The sequence below is a fragment of the Ktedonobacter sp. SOSP1-85 genome (genome assembly GCF_016587415.1).
In the GTDB taxonomy this organism is placed as follows: Bacteria; Chloroflexota; Ktedonobacteria; order Ktedonobacterales; family Ktedonobacteraceae; genus Ktedonobacter.
In genome coordinates, this window is the sequence record NZ_BNJI01000001.1 from 4046539 (window position 1) to 4068645 (window position 22107).

At 52.0% G+C, this 22107-nt stretch carries 19 protein-coding genes and 1 pseudogene; 7 read left to right on the forward strand and 13 right to left on the reverse strand.

Annotation, left to right across the window (positions count from 1 at the left end; all coding sequences use genetic code 11):
* Positions 1–108 precede the first annotated feature (108 nt).
* Positions 109–2592, reverse strand: coding sequence for a serine/threonine-protein kinase (locus KTE_RS16965; RefSeq protein WP_201382843.1), 2484 nt, complete (start codon positions 2590–2592; stop codon positions 109–111).
* Between the two features lie 269 nt (positions 2593–2861).
* Here KTE_RS16965 and KTE_RS16970 point away from each other — a divergent pair, with 269 nt between their 5' ends.
* The 3 genes from KTE_RS16970 to KTE_RS16980 all read left to right on the forward strand — a co-directional run bounded on the left by KTE_RS16970 (position 2862) and on the right by KTE_RS16980 (position 8410).
* The gene (locus KTE_RS16970) at positions 2862–4922 is read left to right on the forward strand and encodes a DUF790 family protein (protein ID WP_201382845.1); all 2061 of its coding nucleotides are present in this window, start codon (positions 2862–2864) and stop codon (positions 4920–4922) included.
* A gap of 361 nt (positions 4923–5283) precedes the next feature.
* Positions 5284–7305 (forward strand): AAA family ATPase, encoded by a 2022-nt coding sequence (locus KTE_RS16975; protein ID WP_201382847.1) that lies wholly within the window; start codon positions 5284–5286, stop codon positions 7303–7305.
* Between the two features lie 283 nt (positions 7306–7588).
* Positions 7589–8410, forward strand: coding sequence for a hypothetical protein (locus KTE_RS16980; RefSeq protein ID WP_201382849.1), 822 nt, complete (start codon positions 7589–7591; stop codon positions 8408–8410).
* Positions 8411–8490: 80 nt separating this feature from the next.
* Here KTE_RS16980 and KTE_RS16985 read toward each other — a convergent pair whose 3' ends face one another.
* Complete coding sequence (locus KTE_RS16985) at positions 8491–8802, reverse strand: hypothetical protein (protein WP_201369571.1); 312 nt, start codon at positions 8800–8802, stop codon at positions 8491–8493.
* Positions 8803–9324: 522 nt separating this feature from the next.
* Here KTE_RS16985 and KTE_RS16990 point away from each other — a divergent pair.
* The gene (locus KTE_RS16990; protein ID WP_201382851.1) at positions 9325–10638 is read left to right on the forward strand and encodes an AI-2E family transporter; all 1314 of its coding nucleotides are present in this window, start codon (positions 9325–9327) and stop codon (positions 10636–10638) included.
* A 156-nt stretch (positions 10639–10794) separates the two neighbouring features.
* On the opposite strand, the gene KTE_RS16995 is transcribed toward KTE_RS16990, so the two are convergent.
* The 5 genes from KTE_RS16995 to KTE_RS17015 form a co-directional block, all read right to left on the reverse strand.
* Positions 10795–11454, reverse strand: coding sequence for a TrkA family potassium uptake protein (locus KTE_RS16995; protein WP_201369569.1), 660 nt, complete (start codon positions 11452–11454; stop codon positions 10795–10797).
* Positions 11455–11536: 82 nt separating this feature from the next.
* Positions 11537–11941: a TrkA family potassium uptake protein gene (locus KTE_RS17000; protein WP_201369568.1), complete on the reverse strand. Its 405-nt coding sequence runs from the start codon at positions 11939–11941 to the stop codon at positions 11537–11539.
* Between the two features lie 699 nt (positions 11942–12640).
* A complete protein-coding gene (locus tag KTE_RS17005) occupies positions 12641–12991 on the reverse strand; it encodes a hypothetical protein (protein ID WP_201382853.1) in 351 nt (116 codons plus the stop codon).
* Between the two features lie 171 nt (positions 12992–13162).
* Positions 13163–13348: a 30S ribosomal protein S21 gene (gene rpsU, locus KTE_RS17010; protein WP_201382855.1), complete on the reverse strand. Its 186-nt coding sequence runs from the start codon at positions 13346–13348 to the stop codon at positions 13163–13165.
* A gap of 5 nt (positions 13349–13353) precedes the next feature.
* Entirely contained in the window at positions 13354–13680 is a 327-nt protein-coding gene (locus tag KTE_RS17015; protein WP_201382857.1) for a zinc-ribbon domain containing protein, read from the reverse strand.
* 205 nt (positions 13681–13885) lie between these two features.
* Here KTE_RS17015 and KTE_RS49615 point away from each other — a divergent pair.
* Positions 13886–14221 (forward strand): annotated as a pseudogene (locus KTE_RS49615) (DDE-type integrase/transposase/recombinase); the annotation flags it as partial.
* Positions 14222–14391: 170 nt separating this feature from the next.
* On the opposite strand, the gene KTE_RS17025 reads toward KTE_RS49615, so the two are convergent.
* The 3 genes from KTE_RS17025 to KTE_RS17035 form a co-directional block, all read right to left on the reverse strand.
* Complete coding sequence (locus KTE_RS17025; protein ID WP_201382861.1) at positions 14392–14985, reverse strand: RNA polymerase sigma factor; 594 nt, start codon at positions 14983–14985, stop codon at positions 14392–14394.
* Entirely contained in the window at positions 14982–15353 is a 372-nt protein-coding gene (locus tag KTE_RS17030) for a hypothetical protein (protein WP_201382863.1), read from the reverse strand. Before KTE_RS17030 ends, KTE_RS17025 begins: the two co-directional genes overlap by 4 nt.
* Before the next feature lie 234 nt (positions 15354–15587).
* Positions 15588–16820 (reverse strand): ATP-binding protein, encoded by a 1233-nt coding sequence (locus KTE_RS17035; RefSeq protein WP_201382865.1) that lies wholly within the window; start codon positions 16818–16820, stop codon positions 15588–15590.
* A 754-nt stretch (positions 16821–17574) separates the two neighbouring features.
* On the opposite strand from KTE_RS17035, the gene KTE_RS17040 reads away from it, so the two are divergent.
* Positions 17575–18273, forward strand: coding sequence for a hypothetical protein (locus tag KTE_RS17040; RefSeq protein ID WP_201382867.1), 699 nt, complete (start codon positions 17575–17577; stop codon positions 18271–18273).
* A gap of 208 nt (positions 18274–18481) precedes the next feature.
* Here KTE_RS17040 and KTE_RS17045 read toward each other — a convergent pair whose 3' ends face one another.
* From KTE_RS17045 to KTE_RS17055, 3 genes are all read right to left on the reverse strand, one after another.
* A complete protein-coding gene (locus KTE_RS17045; RefSeq protein WP_201378659.1) occupies positions 18482–19882 on the reverse strand; it encodes an IS4 family transposase in 1401 nt (466 codons plus the stop codon).
* 70 nt (positions 19883–19952) lie between these two features.
* The gene (locus tag KTE_RS17050) at positions 19953–20300 is read right to left on the reverse strand and encodes a hypothetical protein (RefSeq protein WP_201382869.1); all 348 of its coding nucleotides are present in this window, start codon (positions 20298–20300) and stop codon (positions 19953–19955) included.
* A gap of 75 nt (positions 20301–20375) precedes the next feature.
* Positions 20376–20615: a hypothetical protein gene (locus KTE_RS17055; RefSeq protein WP_201382870.1), complete on the reverse strand. Its 240-nt coding sequence runs from the start codon at positions 20613–20615 to the stop codon at positions 20376–20378.
* A 415-nt stretch (positions 20616–21030) separates the two neighbouring features.
* Here KTE_RS17055 and KTE_RS17060 point away from each other — a divergent pair, with 415 nt between their 5' ends.
* Positions 21031–22074, forward strand: a complete 1044-nt coding sequence (locus KTE_RS17060; RefSeq protein ID WP_201382879.1) for a peptidoglycan bridge formation glycyltransferase FemA/FemB family protein — start codon at positions 21031–21033, stop codon at positions 22072–22074.
* Positions 22075–22107 lie beyond the last annotated feature (33 nt).

Here is a 22107-nt window from a genome sequence, read left to right on the forward strand (position 1 = left end):
CCATGTTGTAGGGTCCAAGCTGGTTTGGACTCTGAGCGTAGCGACCTTCCCACACGGAGGGTGTCGGCCTGCGAGCCTTGGAGTCCAAGCCAGCTTGGACCCTACAAATCAGAGCTTTTGGAGGTCAATGGCCGCCATGTATTGGCATTCGATATAGGCCTGGTTTGCGCCTGCGGAGTTTGGTAGTGGTTGTGGACTCTGATTCGGAGGAATCGTGCGCCCGGTGTAAGAGTCGGCTGCTGCCTGTTTGAGTTGGAGAGCTATACTGAGGTTCGCTGGATCAGCCAGGTCAGCAGCCTTCAATAGAAGAACGTCGTTAGCACGTACTTTTTGGAGCCAGTCTCGCAGATCTTGAATGGCATATTCGGTATTTTGGACGCGCTGTAACAGCTCTTTGTTCCCGCCAGCGACCTGCTTGACCTGCTGCACCTGTTCATCCAGAATATCGAGATAGCCTTTCTGGCTGGGTGAGGAGAGCAGTCCTCGAGCTATACTCAGCTGAGAGGGAAGATTTTGTGGCAGATCTCCTGACTGGCGGGCGTTGCTGCTGCCATCGAGCATCTCGATCACGCGTATAGCCTGGCGCATAGCCAGGGCCTTATCTTTTACATGGTTTTGGAGGGTATCAGCAATACTGCCTGTTTTATCGTTCATCGATTTGATGGTTTCAAAGAGCGTCACGATCACGCTCTGGTTATTCTCCAGGCCAGGAGTCGAGGAGAGAATATTTTTGACTGCGGTCGCGACTTTGGGATCGAGCACTCCATGGTAGATGTGTTGCTGACCAGGAGCCTGGGGCTGTGTATTCGCTTGCTCTAACGTGATAAGTACCCCTGTCGCGATGTTTAGTAGGTCTGTATGTTGCGTATCGCCAGGATAGGTGTAGATGATAGCATTATTCTGGAGCGGTAGTATGCCCAGGGGCAGTGGCTTTGTTTCAGTTTCCAGCCAGGCAAAATAGGCCCTGCCTTGAGCGGGAGCGTCTATGTGGTCTATCTGTAGGTGGAGCACATCGTTATGCCCAAGCGCATCATCCTGGAAGAAGACGCGTGCGGTATTTGTGATGGTTGCCGTGGGCTGAGTGTTATGGGGCTGGAGCCAGAAGGTTCCCAGGAATGCACCTCCGAGCACGAGTAGCAACACGACCGCGATCAGGAAAATATACGCAGGCTTATCGGTAAGGCGTTGGCGGCGCGGAGGTAACGCCAGAGGTGGCGTTTGTGGCGCCATTGCAGATTGTGGCGTCGCTACTGATGAGTATACATGAGTTGCCTGTTGCGGTTCGCGTGCAGGCATTTCTGGAGGCCTTACAGGCCCTACAACTGGCATGGGCTGGGGTGAGGCAGGGTGTGCATCACGGACTTGATAGCCAGAAAGGAGACCCGAAGAGCGCTGTGACGGTGCTATAGGTGACTGTGAGATTCCTGGTAACGATTGTGAAGTCGCGGGAGGAGTTGGCAAGGGACGTGAATTTGACGGTCGAGCCTGGTCAATGCCTGGTAACGATTGTGAGGCCTTGGGAGGAATTGGCAAGGGACGTGAATTTGACGACAAAGGTTGTGAGGCAGGAGGGAGCGCAGGCAAGGGCCGGGAAATAGACGCATTGAGTGGTGGCTGCACTGTTTGTGGTGAAAACGGCTGTGGAACCCCGAGAATGTTAATGGTCGGTCCCCTTTGCGCGGCCGAATGGCCTGGCTCTGGGAGCGCCGGGATGGCACGTAACTTCAGGCTTGGACGCATGGAGCAGGCCTCTGCAATGGCAGTTGCCAGGAGTGAGGCACTGGCAAAGCGGGCAACAGGGTCTTTCGCAAGTGCGCGTAGGATGACCTCGGAGAGGGCCGCGGGAATATTCGGATTGATCAAATTAGGCGGCGTTGGAAGCGCATTCACATGCTGCATCATAATTGAGATGGGGCTTTCTCCACGAAAGGGGGGAACGCCGGTGCAGATCTCATAGAGCAGGGCTCCGAGGGCATAAATATCGCTACGTGTATTGGGGTGGCCACCACCTGCTTGTTCCGGTGAAATATAAAAGGGCATGTCGGCGTTGGGCGTGATACCCAGCATAGGGCAGAAGCCGGCATCAACGAGTAAGGGCTCACCAGCATCAAAATTGGCGCGATTTTTTGCCTGGAGCAGGATATTCTTGGGCTTAATATCTCCGTGAATGATCCCCTTGCTGTGAGTATAATCTAAGGCATCTCCCAGGCAAGAGTAGAGATAGATAATGTTATGCATTGAGGGAAATTGACCGCGATGCGAGGTGACTTTCAGGTAATCATTACATGTTAGTCCCTCAATGTAATCCATCACAATGTAGGCAACGGTTTCATTTCCATCGGGGGCGCGATAGACATTGACTTCGCGTAAAGGCACGAGATGATCCTGGTGAAGCGCACTCAGGGCCGTCCCCGCGGTCGTGAAGTCATTGAAGAAGTGAGGATTGGCCTGCTGCAAATCGGTATGCAGGAGCTTGATAGCAACGTCGCGCTGGAGTTGCAGATCCCGTCCTTTCCATACCTCGCCAATGCTGCCTCGACCTATTTTAGTGTGTAGCTCATATTTGCTCAGGCGTCGTGGGGTTGTGCTCATTGCCGCCTCCAGTGGCTGAAACGGTGCCTTGGTTGTAGATGCTCTAAATAATCGGCATAACAACTTTACAGCCCAATGCCAACCATAGCATAGGGTATACAAATGTTCAATTGCAATAGGATATGCCTCCTATTGCTCCGTTTCGTGCCAGCGCGATAAGAATAGAGGAGCGTGCGAAGGTCTGAAAAAGGCGCCAGATCTTTGCGCTAGATCTTTGCTATAATGGGGGCAAGGTATGCCTCTTATGGTTTCCTGGGAAGGTGGTATCCGTGCGTTTTAGCTTACAAGATGTCAAAAAGACTGTTCATCGGCGTGCTGGCAGGTCAGGGAAGGCGGCTGATCTCGGGCTCTCCCTGCATTTTTTACGCCCTGGCGTCCTGTACCAGGAAATAGAGCAACTCGTGGCCTATTATGAAAGTATGCTTGACCGTCCACAGCGTGCTTTCCTTGAAGACGAGGCCCGTTCCTATATTGGCGATTATCGCCTGGCCAATTGTTTGCTGGCGACTTTGAGTAACTGGTATCAATGGCGTACGCGGGAGTGGAGCGAGGTCCTGCAAGAGATGCAGGCGAGCGAGGCCTTGGAGGACGTAACGTCACCGACCCGGCTACGCCTGGCTCTTTTCGACTTTGTCAACGAACACTACCAGGGATTTCTGGCTAATGATCAGCGCCAGGAGGCTTTACAGGCGTTTGCTCTCACCTATCGCTTGACGCCTGACCAGCTAGCCTATCTGTTGGTGTTAGATAGCGAGGACGAGGCGGTACTGGTACGCACTGGCGAACAACCTCCTACAGCGCCTGAGGTTGCCGCCACCTATAATCAGTGGGCGTTTGAGGCCGCGCTTTTTAACGCCTCCGATGTCCATTTTTCACTCGACTGCCAGGCTTTATCCGACGAATTATCTGCCGATGAGCTTTTTCCCATGCCCAGCACTGAACCGGGATTGGGCGCGGTGATCAAGCGTTTATGCTTTCTCGCGCGGCGCTTTGGTGTGTACTATGATCTTTCCTATGAGGCCGACCTTGTGAGTGAACTGTCGGGGCGTCCAACCACGCTCGAACTCTTGTTGTATGGTCCACAAGAGGTGACCGGTGCGCCACAGCAATATGGGATGCGCCTGGCGCGTCTCTGCCGGGTGTTGTTGGGGTATCAAAAGCAACCAGGGCGTTCGCAGTCTTTTTCCGCTGCGTTAGTAGAAGCGGAGGCAACCGTGCATTTCTTGCAGCGCCGCTACCAGTTTCAGATGGACGCCAAACTACTCCAATTGTTGCCACAGCCTGCCAGGAGCGAAGTGGCGGAGGAGAACACAGCTTATGTTCCTACAACCTCGCTCTTTGATAGTAGTATTGAGCAGGGCTTTGCCGAGGCCTTTACTGCTTTAGCCGCCAGCCAGGGTGCTGATGGGTGGCACCTGGAACGCGAACCAGAGCCGTTACTGCTGGCACAGAGTATTTTTATACCCGATTTTGCGCTCTCACGAGGTCGCGAGCGTATTTATATGGAGATCCTTGGTTTCTGGACCCCGGCCTATCGGGAACGCAAGATACAGAAATTGCTGCAAATGACGCAGCGCAAGGATCTTATCCTGGCCATCCCTCTCGACGCGAAGGAGGCCTTTGCCCCGATTGCCTCGTCCTTCCCCATTGTCTACTACCGAGGCCAACTCTCGGCCAGCGAGGTCTTACACCTGTTACGCCAGCATTTTGATGATTTTGCCTTGCGCCTGGCTCAGCTAGATAGTGCGTCAATACGTGCGCATGTGCAGGTGCGCGGGTTCCTCCTGGAGCAAGAGTGTTATGCCCTGCTGAAGTGCTACCGTCGTTCAGAGCTGGGGCAGGCGACGCAACTGGTGGTTGATGAGCGAACGCGCTATGTCGCAGGCCTGGGTCTCTATAGTGTCGAAGCGGAAGAGCAACTGCGACGTGAGATGCTGGCAGCACTGCGCGCTGAAAACGCGTTCACGCTTGGCGCCTTTGCCGCGCGTGCCAGGCAGCTTGCTCCCGTCTTGCAGGCATGTGATGAAAGCGCGATAGAAGCCCTCATTACCCTCTGGCCGGAAATATATATTCGCCGGGACTCAATCTTCGAGGCGCAGGTCGAGCTAGCCACTGAGAGCCTGTCACAAGAGTCTCCCATGGTCGATACCAATCATGCATCTGGAGAGGACATAGAGATGCCTGCTATGCCTCTTACCGAGCCAGAGAGCGTGCCTGTTAGTGGAAAGAAGACGAGCAGCGGCCGCAAGCTTGATACCACTCGGGCGAAGGCTGGTCGGAAACGTGTCGCGTCTCCAGCTGTGCAGAGTGATTTGTGGGGCGAGGCTTAGCAGCCACGCCCCAGATTCTTTCTTCTCAACACTTTTTCTGCGACATATAGGTACTTCATCATTTACTATGCAGATTAAACACCTGCCATACTTCACCTTGCGAATTTATTTGGATGTATTTATACTTTTAAAGATGAGAAAGCCCTCCTCTGAATACGATACATACGAGAGTATATCAAGCTTGAGTTTATCTTTGACAGCGGAAGAAAGGCTGGGCTTTTAGCAGGACAGGTTGTCATGTACTGTAGACGTATCGTGCTGTATTTTGCATGCAGGGATAGGCGCGCTATCTCCCCCGTGCCTATGTTTGGAAAGGCAGTGAGAGGTGATGAAGGATGCAGCTAACAGGAACGTTCCACTTGTGCGTATATATCTGCTTGGGTCATGCCGCCTGGAAAGATGGCGTAGTCAGGGATGGGAAACGGTCAGTGAGATGGGATGGCAACAGAGACGCGTGCGCTCACTCTTTGCTTGTATGGTAAGTCAAACCTCGCGTATGATGGGGCGCGAGCAGCTGATGGAGGCGCTCTGGCCGGAACAGAGTGTGGATATCTCTGCTAATCGCCTTAACACCGCCGTGCATGGATTGCGCCAGGTGTTGGAACCTGAACTGGAGCGACCCGCAAATTCACAATTGTTGCGCCTGGAACATGATATTTTTATGCTTGCTCAGCAACGCCAGGTGTGGGTAGACGCGGATGCGTTTGAGGAGTGGCTGCGCCTGGCATACGCAGCGCAGGACGCTCAGTCCAGAGAGCATCTTCTCTTACAGGCGGCACAGCTCTACAAGGGCGAATTTTTAGCGGAGGAGCGAACTCTCTCGTGGGCACAGGCACGGCGTAGCACCTTGCAGCGCAAATGGATTGGTCTTTTGCTTATGCTCGCTGATGTCTACGAGGCACGGAATGCATGGCCTGAAGAAATCAAGATCTTGGAACGCTTGATTGCTGTCGATCCTGCTCATGAGGCTGCCGTGCGCCGTCTTATGCACACTCTGGTACGCCTGGAACGGCCCGCAGAGGCCGCGCATGTTTATCAATGCCTGGTCACCAAGTTGGCGAAACTCTACAGAACCGAACCACTTGCCGAGACGCGGCAACTCTATGCCTTTGTCTGCAAGAAGATGCAGGCCCCAACTACGTTCTCTTCGCCCTTATCTACGCTGGCTCAACCTATCTCATCGCTGCACTCTGGTACGGCTCCTCATGTCTTTTCTGAGGATGTTTTTCTTGCTCTGACCCCATCTTCGGCCAGGACAACGTGGAACCTGAAAGATCGTGTATCCAGGCCAGAACTGGTGGGGCGTGAGCAGGAGTATGAGGAGTTGTGTCGTACGCTCCATTCTCTTCAGCAAGCTCCGTCTCTTACTCCCCATATGTTCCTGTTAACGGGCGAGGCGGGCATGGGCAAGACACATCTCGCCGAAGAGGTGAGCCAGTATGCGCAAGAACTAGGTTGGGTGGTTTTGTGGAATAAAGTATTGGAGGAGCAATGTGCCACTCCCTATCATGCCTGGCTAGATGTGCTTCGTCTCTTGCGCGAGAGCGAACTTCTCCCCCAGCATAGCGAGACGCACACAGTAAACAAAAATTCGCAGACACGAGTGTTGTCCAGGTGGCAACGGGAGTATGTAACCCTGGCCTCCGTTGAGCCGCTCTTGCATGAGCAGGAGCGTTTCTCTCTGCGTGATGACCTGTTGAGATGGCTCGATGCTAGTTGTGGTCAAAAACCTTTACTTATTGTGTTTGATGATGCTCACTGGTTTGATCGTGAAAGTATTGAGTTGTTGTGTTACCTTGTACGACGTTTGTGTAAGCGTCCTATCGCGGTTATGGTAACCTGTCTGACTGCTGAGTTAATGCGGAATCAAGTATTGCAAACACTCATTGCGGACTTGCGTCGCGATCAATTAGTACAACCTGTGCCATTACAAGCCCTCGGGGATGGACAGATTGAAGATCTGCTGGCTCATGTACCATCCTCGCTGGTTGCCGACATTAAGAAGCAGGTGGGCGGCAATCCTTTTCTGGCCTGGGAGCTTGCCGCTGCTCTAGGCAGGAAAGTAAGGAACCTGTCACAGAGAAGTGCAGGAGACAGCCAGGTGATCTTGCCTCGCTCTATCGCAGCGATCCTTGAGCAGCGTTTCTGTCGCTTGAGCCTATGCAGCCAGCGGCTCTTGCGCAAGTGCGCTCGCCTGGGAAGTGCTTTTACCTTGCAACAGGTGCTTCAGCTTGGGGCAGAGTATGATGAGGACGCGATCCTGGATATACTGGAAGAATCACTCCAGGCAGGCTTACTGGCCGAAGATGGTATGGGAGGTGCTATTCACTATGAGTTTTGTCCACCTCTGTTAGCGTGTTACCTTGCCCAATGTCACGACTAGACCAGGTATGATTACTCAGAATTTCTTGCTACAACATAGCTTGCTTGTATAGGAAATAGGGTGGTGGCAATGCATGCGGCATTGCCACCACCCTATTTCCTATGGACCCCTTCTCTGAAGCATTGCCGACGCGAAGTCATTAAAAAAAACATAAAATAGCGAAAGTGGCAAAAAAGGGCAGGAAAGTCAGTTGACAAGTACCTTTGTTCTAGTGTACTATGTGGACCATAAGGCTTTGGAACAAAAGTTCGTTTCGCTAGCATTAGGAGAGGACGGTACCAATGTGGAACAGAGTTACACAGCGCGTGGTGGACGCATGTCAGCGAAAGGTTCCCAGCATATTCGTGAGCAGCAGGTAGCAAGCCGCGATTTTTTTGATGATGAGTATGATGATGAATTGCCCGGTCGTATGCCTAAGAGCGTGCGCCGCTATCATAGCGATGTCAAGTCGGAGACTGGTCGTGCCCCCGCAGATGTACAGGCCTCAAGCCAGAGCGTGCGCCTTGCGTCAACGGGCAAGGTTCCTCCGCGCCGTACGGCGGTGACCCAGGGGCGTACGCCAGCGGTATCGACTGGGCATCGGCACGTGGTTGATACAGAGGATGTGTTGGGACCAGGGAAAGGTCCTCTTCTCCGAGGAAAGCATCTATCAGGGCATCATCCCCATTTGCTTGTATATATTGGTCTTCTTCTGGTTGTTATGGTTCTGGGGTGGTTTGCCTTAACGTTTTTATCCAACTGGTGGCAGGTGACGCAGGATGATTGGCATTATGGACGCCCTCGTACGTCTCAGATAGATTATGTCGTTGGACATAATAATGACTCAAGCGCACAACCCAGTCATTTCATGGCCTTAAATATAAACCGTAAGATAGAGATTATTGAGTGTCCGGCGGGCGATTGTTCGAAGGCAAAGATTTATATTGGCCCTGATTTAATTGGCCCTAACCAGGATCTCACCCCTGCCACATTGTCTTTTGTGGACGAGAATGGCGATGGCAAGCCCGATATGATTGTCCATATTCAGGATACGCAGATTATTTTTATTAACGAGAACGATGCTTTCCGCCCTCAAAGACCCAATGAAAACCTACAAGCCAAATAGCCAGTAAAAGTAAAGGCAGGCTGCCATAGCCTGCCTTGTACAGTTTTTCTCGATTGTTCTTGATAGAGAACCCTGGACGCTTAGCGTACAGCACTCGTATGCTCAAAAAGCACCGCTTGCGTGTGCGCTATTTTCTGCTCCCTGGCCTGGTAGGCAGGCCTGGGGGTCACGGGTTGGACCGCTATAACATGCAACTTCTTTGGTGCAACGGAGACTGGTGTGGGAGTTATAGTCGTTGAAGGCATGGGTGCATGTTCGACCTGCTTTGCACCTCTACGAAGAGCCAGGCAGGCAAAAACGATCATCCAGGCTAAGAGTAGCCCAACAAGCGTCCAGGTCATCAACATATGCGTCGTGTCGTTCATCGATGTGATGGCGGTTGTTGCGTCCACTAATCCGTCCCCTTCTCCAGGCTGTTTTGTGGGAAAAACAGCAGCGAACTCTTGTTATTGTGATAACCGATATATATGAGCGAGCTGAACATGGCTGAAACTTTGTGCTTTAGGTCTTCGCATCCCCTTGTGGCTTTGGGATGGTTCTCCTGGACTGCTTCAAGGGTATGACGAAACGGAAGCGCCAAAAGTTTCAAGCTGTGCTGTTATGGTTCCTATTTTTATTTTACACAACACTCCTGTATTCTAAGCCATACATGCCGCTTCGTCTAATCATATAGAACTCTTTCCCTAGCCTTTATCGGTAAAGAATGGCTATTTGTTCATTCTGGAGACAAAAAAAGCCTCCCTTCCCCCTTTTCTGCGTCTCCAGAACATGGTAATCTGAAAACAGAAGCTACTTTTGCTTGTTTCTGCATTTAATAGGCAAACTCTTGTTGTCTGGTAGGAAACATGTCACAATACACCTGCGTGCCTGCGTACTAATAGAGAATGTATATGCACTAGAGGAGACAAAAGGCTATGGGTCAAATTAACTGGCAACGCACACGTGATATTCTCATCTGTATTATCTGCGTTGGCCTTATCTTTAGCACGACCTGGGCACTCTTAGGCCAGTTTGTCGATGCGATTATTATTCTTTTACTTTCAATGGCAGTGGCCTTCTTATTAACGCCGCTGGTAAATTTCCTGGTGAAGTATCATGTTCCACGAGCGGTGGCGACGCTGCTTGTCTATGTAGTTGTACTTGGGGCTTTGGGCTACCTGACCTATCTCCTCGCAGCTAATTTGATTGTGCAATCGTTGGCATTTTCAGATACCATTAAGAATTATGCCAACGCGCTACCTGAGAATTATAAGAATTTCATTAATTACCTCCATGATATCAAGATTCCGCAGAAAAATATTGACGATACCATCACAAGCATACAGAGTAAGGCGAACGAGTTTGCGTTTACGCTGACAAATAACGCGCTGAGTTTTGTGACTGTGCTTGTGAATGCACTTATCAATATCTTTCTGATTGTGGTCTTGAGCTTCTATCTCACGGTTGACGGGAAACGCATTCGCGATAGCCTGGTGAGTCTCTCGCCTAAGCGTTTTCTGCCTAATGTGTTGCTCTTTGAAGATGCACTCTCGCGGGTCGTGGGCAACTATATTCGTGGACAGTTAACGCTGGCCGTTATCGTTGGGATCCTGGTTGGCGTCATTTGTGCCGTCAATCCTCCGCTGGGGAAGTATGCCCTGATCTGTGGTGTGCTGGCCTTTCTCTTTGAGACCATTCCCATGGTGGGGCCTGCTCTGGCGTCGATTACGCCGCTGCTGCTCTCGTTGCTGCTGCCAGATCCTTTCCCGCGTACATTAATTGTTGCCGGGTGCTTTATCGCGCTCCAGGTCATTGAGAGTAATATCCTGGGACCGCGTATTGTGGGTCATGCAGTGGGCCTGCATCCAGTGGCGGCTATTCTCTCGCTGCTGGTTGGTGCTCAGCTCTTTGGGGTCTTTGGAGCCTTGTTGGCAACGCCTGTCGTTGCGGCGCTCTGGGTGGTAGTGGCGAGCATTTACCGCTCAGCCAGAGGCGAGAGCGCGGACCAGATTCTGGCTCGCAAACGTGCCCCCTGGACGATACGTCGCCCAAATGGGCAGTTATTACACAAACGGTCTGCCCAGCAGACGCGTTCTCCCGGTGGTAGTGGAGAAAGACCGGAGGTCACCTCTGAGTCGCCTTCAGGTGAGATCTCCTACTCGGAATTGCTCTACGAGGTTGAGCAGGAGGAGGAGAAGAAGAAGACACCTGAGAGAGGGCCAGAGACGACGCCGCCCTCCTCTCGTTAACCGCATTTACACATTCCAGGTTTGACTCTTGGCGCTTGCGGCGCCCGCCTGGATAGAAGCGTGATGGACCCTGGCTGCCGCAGGCAACCAGGGTCCATCACGCTTCTATCCAGAAAGGCCCCTTTTAGAGGACCAAAGAGGACCAGAGCCGGGCGATTACGAATTGCCAAAGATCTTGCGTAGCTCTTCTTCACCCTCGCTGCTGAGCAGGGCATAGACTTCATCATTTTCTTGCAGCTCAGTGTCTGCGGTGGGGAAGAGGGGCTCATTCCCGCGCATGATCAGGGCTAGTGTGCTTTTGCGCGGCAGATGTACCTGGCTGAGCTTTTTTCCGGAAACTGGCGAGAGCGGGGGAACGTTAAGCGCCACGATCTCCAGTCCTGCTTTCTTCAGTGTCATCAGCGGAATGAAGTGTGGTCCGGGAAGCTCGCTCTCGATAAGTGAGAGAATGGCCTTGGTTGGGCTGATAGTGACATCGATGCCCAACTTCTGGAATAGCTCCTCGTGCTTGGGGTTGTTGAGGCGGGCGATGGTGCGGGTGACGTTGAAGCGTTTCTTCGCCATCTGACAGATGACCAGGTTGTCTTCATCCTCACCAGTGACGGCGATGACGACATCCGCGCGTTGGGCCCCGGCCTCCTCCATTATGCGTGCCTCGCAGGCGTCACCTTTTATGACGGATTGCCCTAACTCCTCGCTAAGGGTTTGCACCCGGTTCGACGATTTCTCAAGGAGCAGCACCTCGTGCCCTCTGCTAAGTAGGTTTCGGGTCAGGTAGTAGCCAACATCGCCACCACCTCCAACGATGATATACATAGTCCTTCAGCCTCTATCTTTTTCTTCTGTTTATGCCACAGGCATTTCGCCCTATGACGGTTGGTATACCTGGAAAACGAGCTTACTTGGTATTCATGAGCGCGTGGAACATCAGATCTGCGCCAACAATGGTTGGGCAGATGGCCTCTATGCCCAGTTCGTTGTATGTGCTCTGGCGAATGGGATCATAAATACGGCATACCACTTTACGTACGTGGAAAATCTCTTTGGCTATCTGGCTAGCCATGATGTTGCGATTGTCGCCGTTGGTAACAGCTGCAAAGGCATCAGCCTCAGCCAGGCCAGCTCGGCGCAATACATCTTCATCTACACCACTTCCGATGATAGTCTCGCCATGAAAGTCGCTGTTGAGACGATGAAATGAGTCGCTATTGTTGTCGATAACTACGACATGGTGTCCTGCTTTGTCAAGCTGCGTGGCTAATGTCGCGCCAACGCGTCCACAGCCAAGGATGACAATTTTCACGGAATGCCTCCTGTCGGTCAGAGACCGCTTTTGGGATGTAGGTGATAACCAGTTTGTATTGTAGCATACCTGCTTGCAGGATAGCATTGAGTTAGCAAAGCCGTTCAGGTACGTCCGAATTACCCGCCTGAATTCGTGATAATTCGCCGGTTATGTTGTCAATGATGCTGTCAAATATTCTTTCAATCAATGTCATGATATACCCCTATAGACCCGCTTTTAGGGCTGGTCTATAGGGGTATTCAATTTTGGAAAATAGGGCTTATCCGCACTTTTGATGGGCTCATCCGCACTGATAAGTTTGGAGAAACGGTTTAGATTTCATCGGCCTCTAGAGCGAAATGAGGAAGATGTAAGTTGTAGGGCTTCTTCTTTTTGCCTCTCTAACTTAATAGAGTAAGAGGACATACTGAGTGACATCCATGGGTTGTTGGAGAAAAAGGGCATAGCGGCCACCCTGTAATCATATTCTGGAAAGCAAAGAGGAAGAGGCTGAAGCGAAACTACATTACTTCAGCCTCTTTTGTGGTATCTGGCTATGCACGCTCTCATTGAGAGAGATCGTATGATGAACAACTGCATATTTCCCTGTTCGAGAGAGATCGTTTTTCCACTCATGGCTCTCTTCTGTTCTCGGTTTCCACCGAATGGGGCCACTCCAATGAACGCCAGAGAGAGGGAGAGGATACGTTATGCCTCTCATTGTAACCTTCTGCGGCGTTGCTCTGGACTCCAGCGAGTCAGGGTGAAGGTCTCGCCTTCATTCTTTGGCTCGTAATAGACGGTTGCCAGATCAAAGTCCGTCACCGTGCTGAAACTTACATAATCAGGGCTGTGCTGACATTGCAACCATTCCGCCAGCTTTTTCTGCGCACATCCCTCACAAAGGTAACTGAAAGAAGGGCGTCCTTGCTCATCCCGGTGTTCATGCTCGAAGACAGGGATGACCTGTTTGCATTGCTCACAGACGCGATCCCAGTCTTCTCCACCAGTGGTGGTGGTACATCGCCTGAGGCTCCAAACGAGTTGGCCTGTTGGTATTCTGTTCATAGGCACATAGCCTCTCCTGAAGAAAACGAGGGAGAAAGTACAGTAGACTGAGTACGCCTATCCCACCCTCATATGCCTATTCTCACCCGCCTGTTCTCGAAAAGATGGTGTGCTTACATGGAGAAGCACGCCATCTTTGAGGATGTTTTTATGGGTTCAACCGACTTGTGGCTAGAAGCGAGATCGTTTTTGTCTTCGGCGTTGTGCCTCTGCTTTTCGCTTCCGTCGAGCCTGGGGTGTCTCATAGTGACGACGACGGCGAGCCTCAGCCAGAATGCCCGCATTTTGTACGCTGCGGCTAAATTGTTTCACCGCAACTTCAAATGGTCTATCCGGGTTGACAATAATCTGGCACATCGGCGTTACCAGCTCGATCGGTTGTTGGTGGCATGTGACGTTTCACGGGGCTGATAACAATCCCGGCAATAGACGGGACGGTCATCTCGTGGCTGGAAAGGAACAGTGGCTTCGTTTCCACAACTCGCGCAGGTAGCGGTGTACATTTGGCGTGCTTCGCGCTGCTGGAAGCCACCACGTGAGCCTCCGTTTGCTTGTTTGCGGGCTGCCCGGCACTCAGGGCAACGGCTTGGGGTATTCGTCAGTCCACGGCTCGCATAAAATTCTTGCTCGCCTATGGTGAAGGTAAACTCCTGGTTGCAATCGCGACAATACAGTATCTGGTCAGTCAAAAGGAACTCTCTTTCTCATTCTCCGCTATGCGGAGTGAATAGGTAAACTTCTGTATTGCGCACCATCACCTCAGTCAGTTTACTTGGAGCAACAAAGCACTATACAGTATCTGTTTAGTATAGCACATTTTCTCCGTTTCTGCGAGAGTAGCTACCTCTCTACCTCTCAGATCCAGGGGTGTTGCAAGTCGCCATCACCCTTTTCCTCAAAGGTCTGGAGCATGTTTCACACGTGCTCATCACCAGTAAACTGGCCAGCTATGCTGCCGCCAAGAAAGACATCATGCCCAGCGTCGAGCATTGCCAACACAAAGACCTCAACAATAGAGCAGAAGCTTCGCATCAACCCACCCGACAACGCGAACAAACCACGCGCCGATTCACATTACCTGGTAGCGCAATGATTCTTCTCGGCCTTTGGACCCATCTCGGATCATTTTCGATCCAAAAAGCATCGTCTCAAGGCCTCGAACTATCGCGCCCTCATGCGAGACAATTTGAAATCTGCAGCGAGATCACCATTGGACAGAAGGTTGCATAACAGGGCCTCTTTCCTCAGTTCTCACCTGCAATTGTTCACCTGACAAGCTTTTTCTCAGCCCTATGCTCTCACTCAATCACTCATTTGACAATGCCCCGTCCGCTGGATTCGTCATCAATGCGTTGCTTAGAGTGGTAACGCTCGATGCTCTGATCGCTCTCGACTCCGCTTCAATCCTCTCCTTGTTGACGAGCCTGACCTTGTTCTTTCAGGAGATTTCTCGCCCCAAATAGGTGGCCCTTAATGGTGTGGACTGGAAGGGTGAGAACCAGGGCCATTTCTTCATAGGTCAATTCTTGAAGATAGCGCAGGATCAAAACCACGCGAGCAATGGTCGGCAGTTTGGACAGATCTCCTCCTGCGACCATGGTCTGCTGATGCTGTCTTTCCCGTCGAGGTACAGCGTGCAGCGTTGCGTGCCCCCTCTTTTCTGATGTTTGCTGTTTCCGCTGTTGCATGCACCGTTGATAGGTCAGACGCGAGAGCCAGAGAGAAAATGGAGCGTCTTTTGGGAACGAGGGGAGCGCCTTCCATGCGGCCAGGAACATTTCCTGCGTGATGCTATCGGCTTCCTCATCGTTTTGCAGGATATGTAAAGCGAGCGTGAAGATAGGGCGTTGATATTTGCGCACAAGGAGTGCAAATGCCTCCTGATTGCGGTGTTGACTAGCGTTGATGAGGAGAACGTCGTCCTGCGCGGAAAGCGAGGGGTGGGAAACCAGAGAGATCTGTGTGAATTGGGATGAGTGTCTGTCGTTATTCATACCAAACGCTTTTGTGCATACAAGTAACGAGAGATGCGAGTGAGACCTATCAGCAGTGTTGCTTTGTTGGGAAACACGCAACACTCCACCCAAAAACAATAGGCGTTTTGCGCCCGATGTTCTTTTGTTGTGTTCATCACACACGTTTCCATCTCTGCATCACGTGTGTTGCCTTCCTCCGTAGAGATGGATTTTGGCAATTGCTTGCGTGCCTGGAAGTGTTTCTTGTGTGCTTCTCTCTCAGGAGCAGCAAGGAAATACCTCCATTGTCTGTCGGCAGCAAGGTCTTGCATCCCAAACAGAGAGCCCATGCACTGATACTCTGCAGGGATAGAGCAAGTGTAGCATTTCTGCACGATTGCTGTCAACGTTCGGTCCCGTCCCTTTTTTGGCTCATCTCTGCGACGCATACAGCTCTACCTGACTTCCGCGAAGATGGGTGAGGATGCAGATGCAAGAAAGTCGTTGCAGGGCGAGGGCGAATGGGCTTCTTCGAGCGGGAGAGAAAGGGGCTAGCGGCTGAAAGTCCAACTCATGTCTCAGCCGCCGCCAGGGGAGAAGCGTTCCCTTTCCTCTGGGAAGAGCTATGCTATCGGATCACGTCAGGAGTTCGCTCTCTCAACTAGGGGAAGGGTGAACCAGAACGTGGAGCCTTGTCCAGGGGAACTCTCTACCCCCACTTCACCTCCCTGTCGTTGAATAAGCTGTCCGCAAATATACAATCCCAGGCCAAGATTGACACCTGTTCCACTTTGGACTGTAATTCCTTCAGCACGATAGAAGCGTTCCCAGATCTGTTTTTGTTGTTGTGGTGTAAGCCCCTGTCCCCTATCAGTTACAGCGACGCGCACCCGATGCCCTTCTTTCGTGACCGCAATCACCACAGGTTGGCTGGCAATCGAATATTTGAGTGCATTCGAGAGATAATTGGCAATGACTTGCCCTATGCGATCCGCATCCGCATGGATTGGCAGATCTTCTTCTCTGGTCTGTAAGGAAATGGTGCGCATTGGAGCAATGGTACGTTGGTCATCAACTGCTTCGCGTACAATCGTGATCACGTTGCAGGGAGCAAGATGAAGTTCTAAGCCATTGACTTGAAGACGTGAGATATCAAGAAGATCATTCACCAGCCGACCCTGCACCCGTACCTGCCGCTCCACTCGCTCAAGGGCGGTTTGCATCGAACTGATCGTGGTGTGGAGCTCAGGATACTGCGCGGCATTCTCGCTCAATTGCGCGAGGCGTCGACTCACAAGCTGAAGATTCCCTTTAATGGTGGTCATGGGGGTCTGTAATTCATGTCCGGTAATGCCAATAAACTCGTCCATGCGCCGAACCGTTTCACGGAGCACCAGTTCCGTTGCGTGAGAGATGGCCTGCTCTTCTGCAAGACGCTCACGTTGGGTAATATCATGGTTTATCTCTACAATAGCGGTTATGCGTCCTGAGGATGGATGTTGAATCAGTCCCTGACGACTTTCCACGATCACCTCTTGTCCATCACGACACGTATGGATCAGTGTGCCCTCCCATTGGCCTTCCTGGCTGAGCAGAGTCGTTACTTCTTCCAGTGAATGAGGAAAGCGTGTCTTGAGCAGGATATGGGCCGTTTTCCCCACCGCATCCTCTGCACTCCAGCCGTAGAGTTCTTGTGCTCCTCGATTCCAGGAGAGAATCACATCATGAGGATCACGAACGAGAATTGCATCATGGGCACGTTCGAGCAACTGTGCCTGAAGTTGAAGAAAGTTGTCAAAAGAGGCGTCCGTAGCACGAGGATGGTCATGGGGTAAAGAAGAAACATTATCGTGATTCTGAGCAATGTTCCGCATCTGTTACAAGAGAGCTCCTTTCTTTGAGCATAGGCATGCTCTCATAGAGAAGAAGGAAGAGGCAGAGCCTGCCTTTGCCTCCTCTTACCGCATCCGCATCCCTTATCTTGTGGGGTGTAGAGCAGAAGGGCGAGCTATGAGGTGAGCACAACGAGTAGGGAATGCTCTGTTGAGGTCCAGAGCACGCTGGCACGATCGTGCGCATCAAAAACAGCACGGTGCCTTTTATGAGGGCGTTGGATAAGAGCCGTTGTGTCTCCTCATGGTCAATTGCTGGGGGTAGATCTCCCCATTTCCCGCTCTAGTATAGCACAGACGAAAAGGAAACAATGGAAAATGACAAAAATGATGTTTTGCCCTTTTGCACTCTATTTTTTTCTTTGACGGCTCCGCTCAATTTTTGAAAAAATACCCGTTTCGGGTATACTATCATTGACAATCGCTTGCCAAAGATGACTTACTACAATCGCTTGCCAAAGATGACTTACTTAGGAAGGGAAGAACATCGTGCGAATTTTCTTCACTTCCCATCTGCGCTCACTCATTGCTGGTGATGACGTGCTTTGACGATCCCCATACCATCCGCAAGCCTTCTCGTAGAGAGCATGATACACGTAGCCGATAGCGTGTGGTCATCCAAGGAGTGATCATTCCAATCAAGACATCCATGAGCCGCATTCCCCTCATTTTTATCGTGGAATGTTCTTCCCAGAAGAGGCAGGTTTCCTATCTGCCTTGAGAGGAGCCATAGCCGATGACCTACTTACCTCAAAACAGGAGCACGGAACACCAAGAAGCCTGCCACAAAGCCGAGCAGATGACAGCCATCTGCGAGCAATTTCATATCACGCTCGATGCTATTGACTGGCAACAGTTTGGCATGCAGGCTTCAGTAAAAGTGGATAGCATTGAGATTGCTTCGCTCTTGACCCTTAGCCGGCGTACAAGTGATAATCTTCTTCGTCAAATCCAAATCAAGCTTTTTGAACATGCAGCGCTCAAAGCTATTCACGCACACCCAAACCTGAAAGCCTTGATGTGGACCCCTGTTGAGGTTGTACAGCCACAGACCTTTTTCAGTTTCTGGATTGTGACAATGGAAACGGATGAGCGCGTCTCCATCATTGAGTCTCTTAAAAATGGGCGTCGCGTCTATGAACTCTATACGCTTGACGGAAGTGATGAACAACTCATCCAGCTTTTTGGGCCGATGGGTGAAGGAACGCACCCGCTTGGGGAGAAGGTCACCATTCAGGTGCGGGAACGCCAATATACCGGAGAAATCCGCTACATCCTTTCTCCTGGTAAAAATCCTCTGCTTCGTAAGTATGTATCAAAGGGATCTCCAAACATGTCAGGCAAAGCGTACCCTAGTGAAAGCGTTGCAAGATATCTGGTGAATTGCCATGATGGCTTTCCCCATATTGTGACTCAGTTACAAATCGTCGGCTAGTGAGAAATGCACTCCTGAAAAGAGGATGGGCCTGCTGGAAGAAGGACAGGTAGAGAGACGAAAGAGGCAGAGAGGCCCCCGGCACGAACGGAAAAAGTAGAGAGCGTAGCCACGTCTCCCTTGCGAAGGGGTGAGAAGAAGGCGGGTATGCCCATGGGATACCCGCCTTTTGCGTCCCCTGCTCTTAGGGCTGACACTTACACACAAATCATGAAGGATGGAGACGAGCGGCGAGATGAACGCCCTCCAAGACGTCCATGACCCGCATCCATCCTTTCCATAAGGTCTGCCATCCTGGTGGTCCATCACTCTTCCGGTCGAGGTAACCTCCCAGACGGGCAATTGCGCGCCACAAGTGCTCGGCCGTCACAATGTTGCGGTGACGGTGATCCAACAAGATCACGGCCTGGATAGCCTCTTGAGAAACCACATTCCCCGCAGGGATCTCGGTGGCTTGCTGTGCCGCTTGTCGTATCAGCAACAGGCGCAAGGCAATGGGAGTGAGGATGGCTAACAGGTTCCATTGGGCCTGCATGCTTTGCAGATTGTGCTGCTCCATCCGACAGCCAGTTTTGAGTGCCTTGTGGAAGTCCTCCAGTAGCCAACGCCAGCCATACCATTGCACCACCTCCCATGCCTCGCTTGGGCAAGTGATCGGCAGCGTGGTCAACACGATCCATTCTAACGGTTCTTGCCCTTCGGGTGGGGACGGTTCCCAAACCCGGACGACCCAGGCGACAATCTCCGTTTTGCGCAAACAGGCTCCGTTCACAGGTGGCTGGACTCGCACCTTTTGAAAATTCATCTGTAAGAGTGCTTCTCGCTTGGGCTGAGCATGCTGGGCAGGAATGTGCACCAGATGGGCATCTACGCCAGGGAGGGCACGAGCCAGGGCCTTGAGATGCCCTTCGTCGAGCCTTGCTTGCGCATCCCCTTGGGAAATCTCCACGTTACGATCCTGGGCCACTCGCAACACAAAATCATACTCTAGATCCTCACACGTCTGCCAAAACGTGTAGACATCGCTGCCGCTATCGCTTACATAGACCCATTGATGATGCTCAGGCACTCGCCCGATCTGCCGCACGCTCTCTTCCCAGACGTGGGATTCTCGCTCTCTCTTTTTGCGCTCCGCCTTGGTTTCCCCAACGGGAGCAAGCTGACGAATGAAGGGTGAGAGCGTCATACATCCTAAGATCTGCTGGTTGTGCGGATTCATTGCAAGCACGGTGTGTAAACTGAAGCCAATATCTTTTTTGCTGTTGCCCATCGGCCCTCGTCCTTTGAGTGCATGATGGGTCGAAAAGTCAAACTCGGTCGTGTCTGCCAGCAGCAGGGTGCAAAAGTGTTGGGTTGCCTCGCCGTAGACCTGGCTCCAGTGGGGAGCCAGGATATCCTGATAGGTGATGGCGTCCAGATTCAGCAGGCGATAGGCCCCCTGCGTTTCGCCCCAGGTCTGCAACGCATGAGGCAAGGAACCCGATGGGGTTGTTGCCAACGCGCTGGAGACCTTGAGCAAACGATCTGTGCGTCGTGGATCCCCCAATTCTGCTGCTCCGAAGGTCTGGGCGGCCCATTCGTCGGCATGCTGCAAAGGTTCTTGTTCCATGAGCCTTCCTCCTTGGCTTTTTCACGCTTTTCTTTTCAGCACGCCAAAACTTGTGTGTAAGTGTCAGCTCTTAGGGGGGGGATGTCTGGTTCTCCGTTCGCTTGGTAGAGGCAAGTTTCATCCAATCGAGGGCATAGGTAGGGGTGGAATACCCAAGAAAGTTGCCGCTATCGAGCATGAGTTTTAACTTGCTGGTTTCCAGATCTGGTGCCATCGCCGCCACAAAGCGGTGCCCATCGCTTGCTTCCACCAAAGCCCAGCACACGACCGGCTCCGTAAAGTATCCTGGTTCGCCTTGTTCTGGCTCTTCTATCGTGCCCCAGGCGGCACCCCAGCCTGGCAGCGCAGGCATAATCTGCACTATAGTGAGGTCCTCTGTTTCCAGTTCTGCTCCTTCGGGTTCTCTGATTGGTTCCATGCTTTCCACCTTTCTTTTATTGTCTTGTTTTTCGTCATCCTTGAAGAGGATGCCAGCTCTTTCTCTGGGGAGAGCTCACGCAAGCCCAGAGCTGTAGCCCTCCAGAAACGCTCTTATGCAGACCCCTGCGCGTTCATGAGTCGCGGCTACGCTCACCTGTTGGTTGGATTTAAAGAGAGAGATCTGGGCAAAATCAGCAGCCAGAATCGCAAGGGCCTCCTCCGTGAGGACGCGCTGTTGTTGGTTGTGCCATTGCTTCATCTGTTGGCCTTGCACATAGGCTTCTTGCTGGATCTGTTCCTTACTTTCTGGCATGTCGGGCTCCTTCTCTGCTGAACATGCGAAAAGAGGACCATCCTCTTCCCCGTTCCCCTGTAGTGTAGTGTACACCCGCTTCTCTTGCGCGTCAACGCGCTAAACAAATCTCCTCGCCTTTCAACCATGGTATGGGCCTTTCTGAGATAAAAAGCATTTCGGGCATGAGGACGAGCACGCTCATGCCTGAGAAGAAAAAAGAAGAAGGGGAACTTAATGCCTCCCCGCTTCCACTGCCGCCTGCTTCTGCTCACTTCTCGTGATACTGATGCGCTTGGGCCGGTTTGACTCATGAATTAGGAACAGTAACTTTAGCTCTGGGCGCCCTGCTATAACAAGCCTACTCCCTCGCTCAACATGATATGATAGGTAATACAGTTGGAGTTTTTGTGTTTGGAAAGTTGGTACGCTTAACATGTCATCTCTTGTTCAAAGGTATACCTTGCGCCCCCTTGCGTCCGCTGAAGGTTGGCAATGGGAACGCTTTGTGGCCGAACATACCTATGGTCATCTCCTGCAAAGTTGGAACTGGGGAGAGTTGAAAAAGTCTCCGAACTGGCACCCTCTGCGCCTGGCGCTTTTTGATGAGCAGCAGCGGATCGTCGCGGCCGCGCAGGTCCTGCAACGCACGGTTTCGCATGTGCCTGCACGCCTGGGACATCTGGCATATGTCCCTCGCGGTCCAGTGCTCGATTGGTCGCAGCCAGAACTATGCGAGACCTTTTTTACACATTTGCATGCCTTCCTGCGCCAACAGGGGGCCATGGCGCTACGTGTGGAGTGTAACCTGGAGGCTGATTCGCCAGCAGGTTCCTGGGCTCAGAGCTATTTTGCGCGTACCGGAATGGAGCCTGTTCCCGCTGTACAGCCTTTGCGCACGATTACCCTGGACGTGACGCCCTCAGAAGATACGCTGTTGGCGCAAATGAAGGAGAAGTGGCGGTATAATGTACGCCTGGCGCGTAAGCGCGGCGTGATGGTGCGCGTCGCGCAAACACTGGAAGATGTAGATGCCTGGTATGCCTTAATGCAGACGACCAGTGAACGTGACAGCTTTGGGATCCATACGTTGCGGTACTACCAGCGAGCCTGGCAATGCTTTCATCCAGATGAGCACCTGCGCCTCTTCCTGGCCGAGCATGAGGGGCAACTCCTGGCAGGCATCTTTGTCTCGCTGTATGCGCGCGAAGGGATCTACATGTATGGTGCTTCAAGCAATGAAAAGCGTCAGCTCATGCCCAATTATCTCTTGCAGTGGGAGGCGATTCGCTGGGCCAGGGCCCATGGAGCCGTAAGCTATGATTTCTGGGGTATTCCTGACACAGACAATGAAGAAGAGACAATGGCGGGTGTATACCGTTTCAAGCGCGGTTGGGGTGGACGTGTTGTACAATTTGTGGGAGGCTACCAATATAATTATCATCCTCTGGCCATGAAGCTTGCCAGCCAATTTATCTGATAATTCTGATGTATTTTGTACCCATCAATGAGT

What these genes read in the sequence shown, in the direction of transcription:
- KTE_RS16965 (WP_201382843.1), bottom strand. Translation starts at nt 2,592, where the DNA reads ATGAGCACAACCCCACGACGCCTGAGCAAATATGAGCTACACACTAAA.
- KTE_RS16990 (WP_201382851.1), top strand. Translation starts at nt 9,325, where the DNA reads ATGGGTCAAATTAACTGGCAACGCACACGTGATATTCTCATCTGTATT.
- KTE_RS16995 (WP_201369569.1), bottom strand. Translation starts at nt 11,454, where the DNA reads ATGTATATCATCGTTGGAGGTGGTGGCGATGTTGGCTACTACCTGACC.
- KTE_RS17005 (WP_201382853.1), bottom strand. Translation starts at nt 12,991, where the DNA reads ATGAACAGAATACCAACAGGCCAACTCGTTTGGAGCCTCAGGCGATGT.
- rpsU (WP_201382855.1), bottom strand. Translation starts at nt 13,348, where the DNA reads ATGTGCCAGATTATTGTCAACCCGGATAGACCATTTGAAGTTGCGGTG.
- KTE_RS17025 (WP_201382861.1), bottom strand. Translation starts at nt 14,985, where the DNA reads ATGAATAACGACAGACACTCATCCCAATTCACACAGATCTCTCTGGTT.
- KTE_RS17035 (WP_201382865.1), bottom strand. Translation starts at nt 16,820, where the DNA reads ATGCGGAACATTGCTCAGAATCACGATAATGTTTCTTCTTTACCCCAT.
- KTE_RS17040 (WP_201382867.1), top strand. Translation starts at nt 17,575, where the DNA reads ATGACCTACTTACCTCAAAACAGGAGCACGGAACACCAAGAAGCCTGC.
- KTE_RS17045 (WP_201378659.1), bottom strand. Translation starts at nt 19,882, where the DNA reads ATGGAACAAGAACCTTTGCAGCATGCCGACGAATGGGCCGCCCAGACC.
- KTE_RS17050 (WP_201382869.1), bottom strand. Translation starts at nt 20,300, where the DNA reads ATGGAACCAATCAGAGAACCCGAAGGAGCAGAACTGGAAACAGAGGAC.
- KTE_RS17055 (WP_201382870.1), bottom strand. Translation starts at nt 20,615, where the DNA reads ATGCCAGAAAGTAAGGAACAGATCCAGCAAGAAGCCTATGTGCAAGGC.
- KTE_RS17060 (WP_201382879.1), top strand. Translation starts at nt 21,031, where the DNA reads ATGTCATCTCTTGTTCAAAGGTATACCTTGCGCCCCCTTGCGTCCGCT.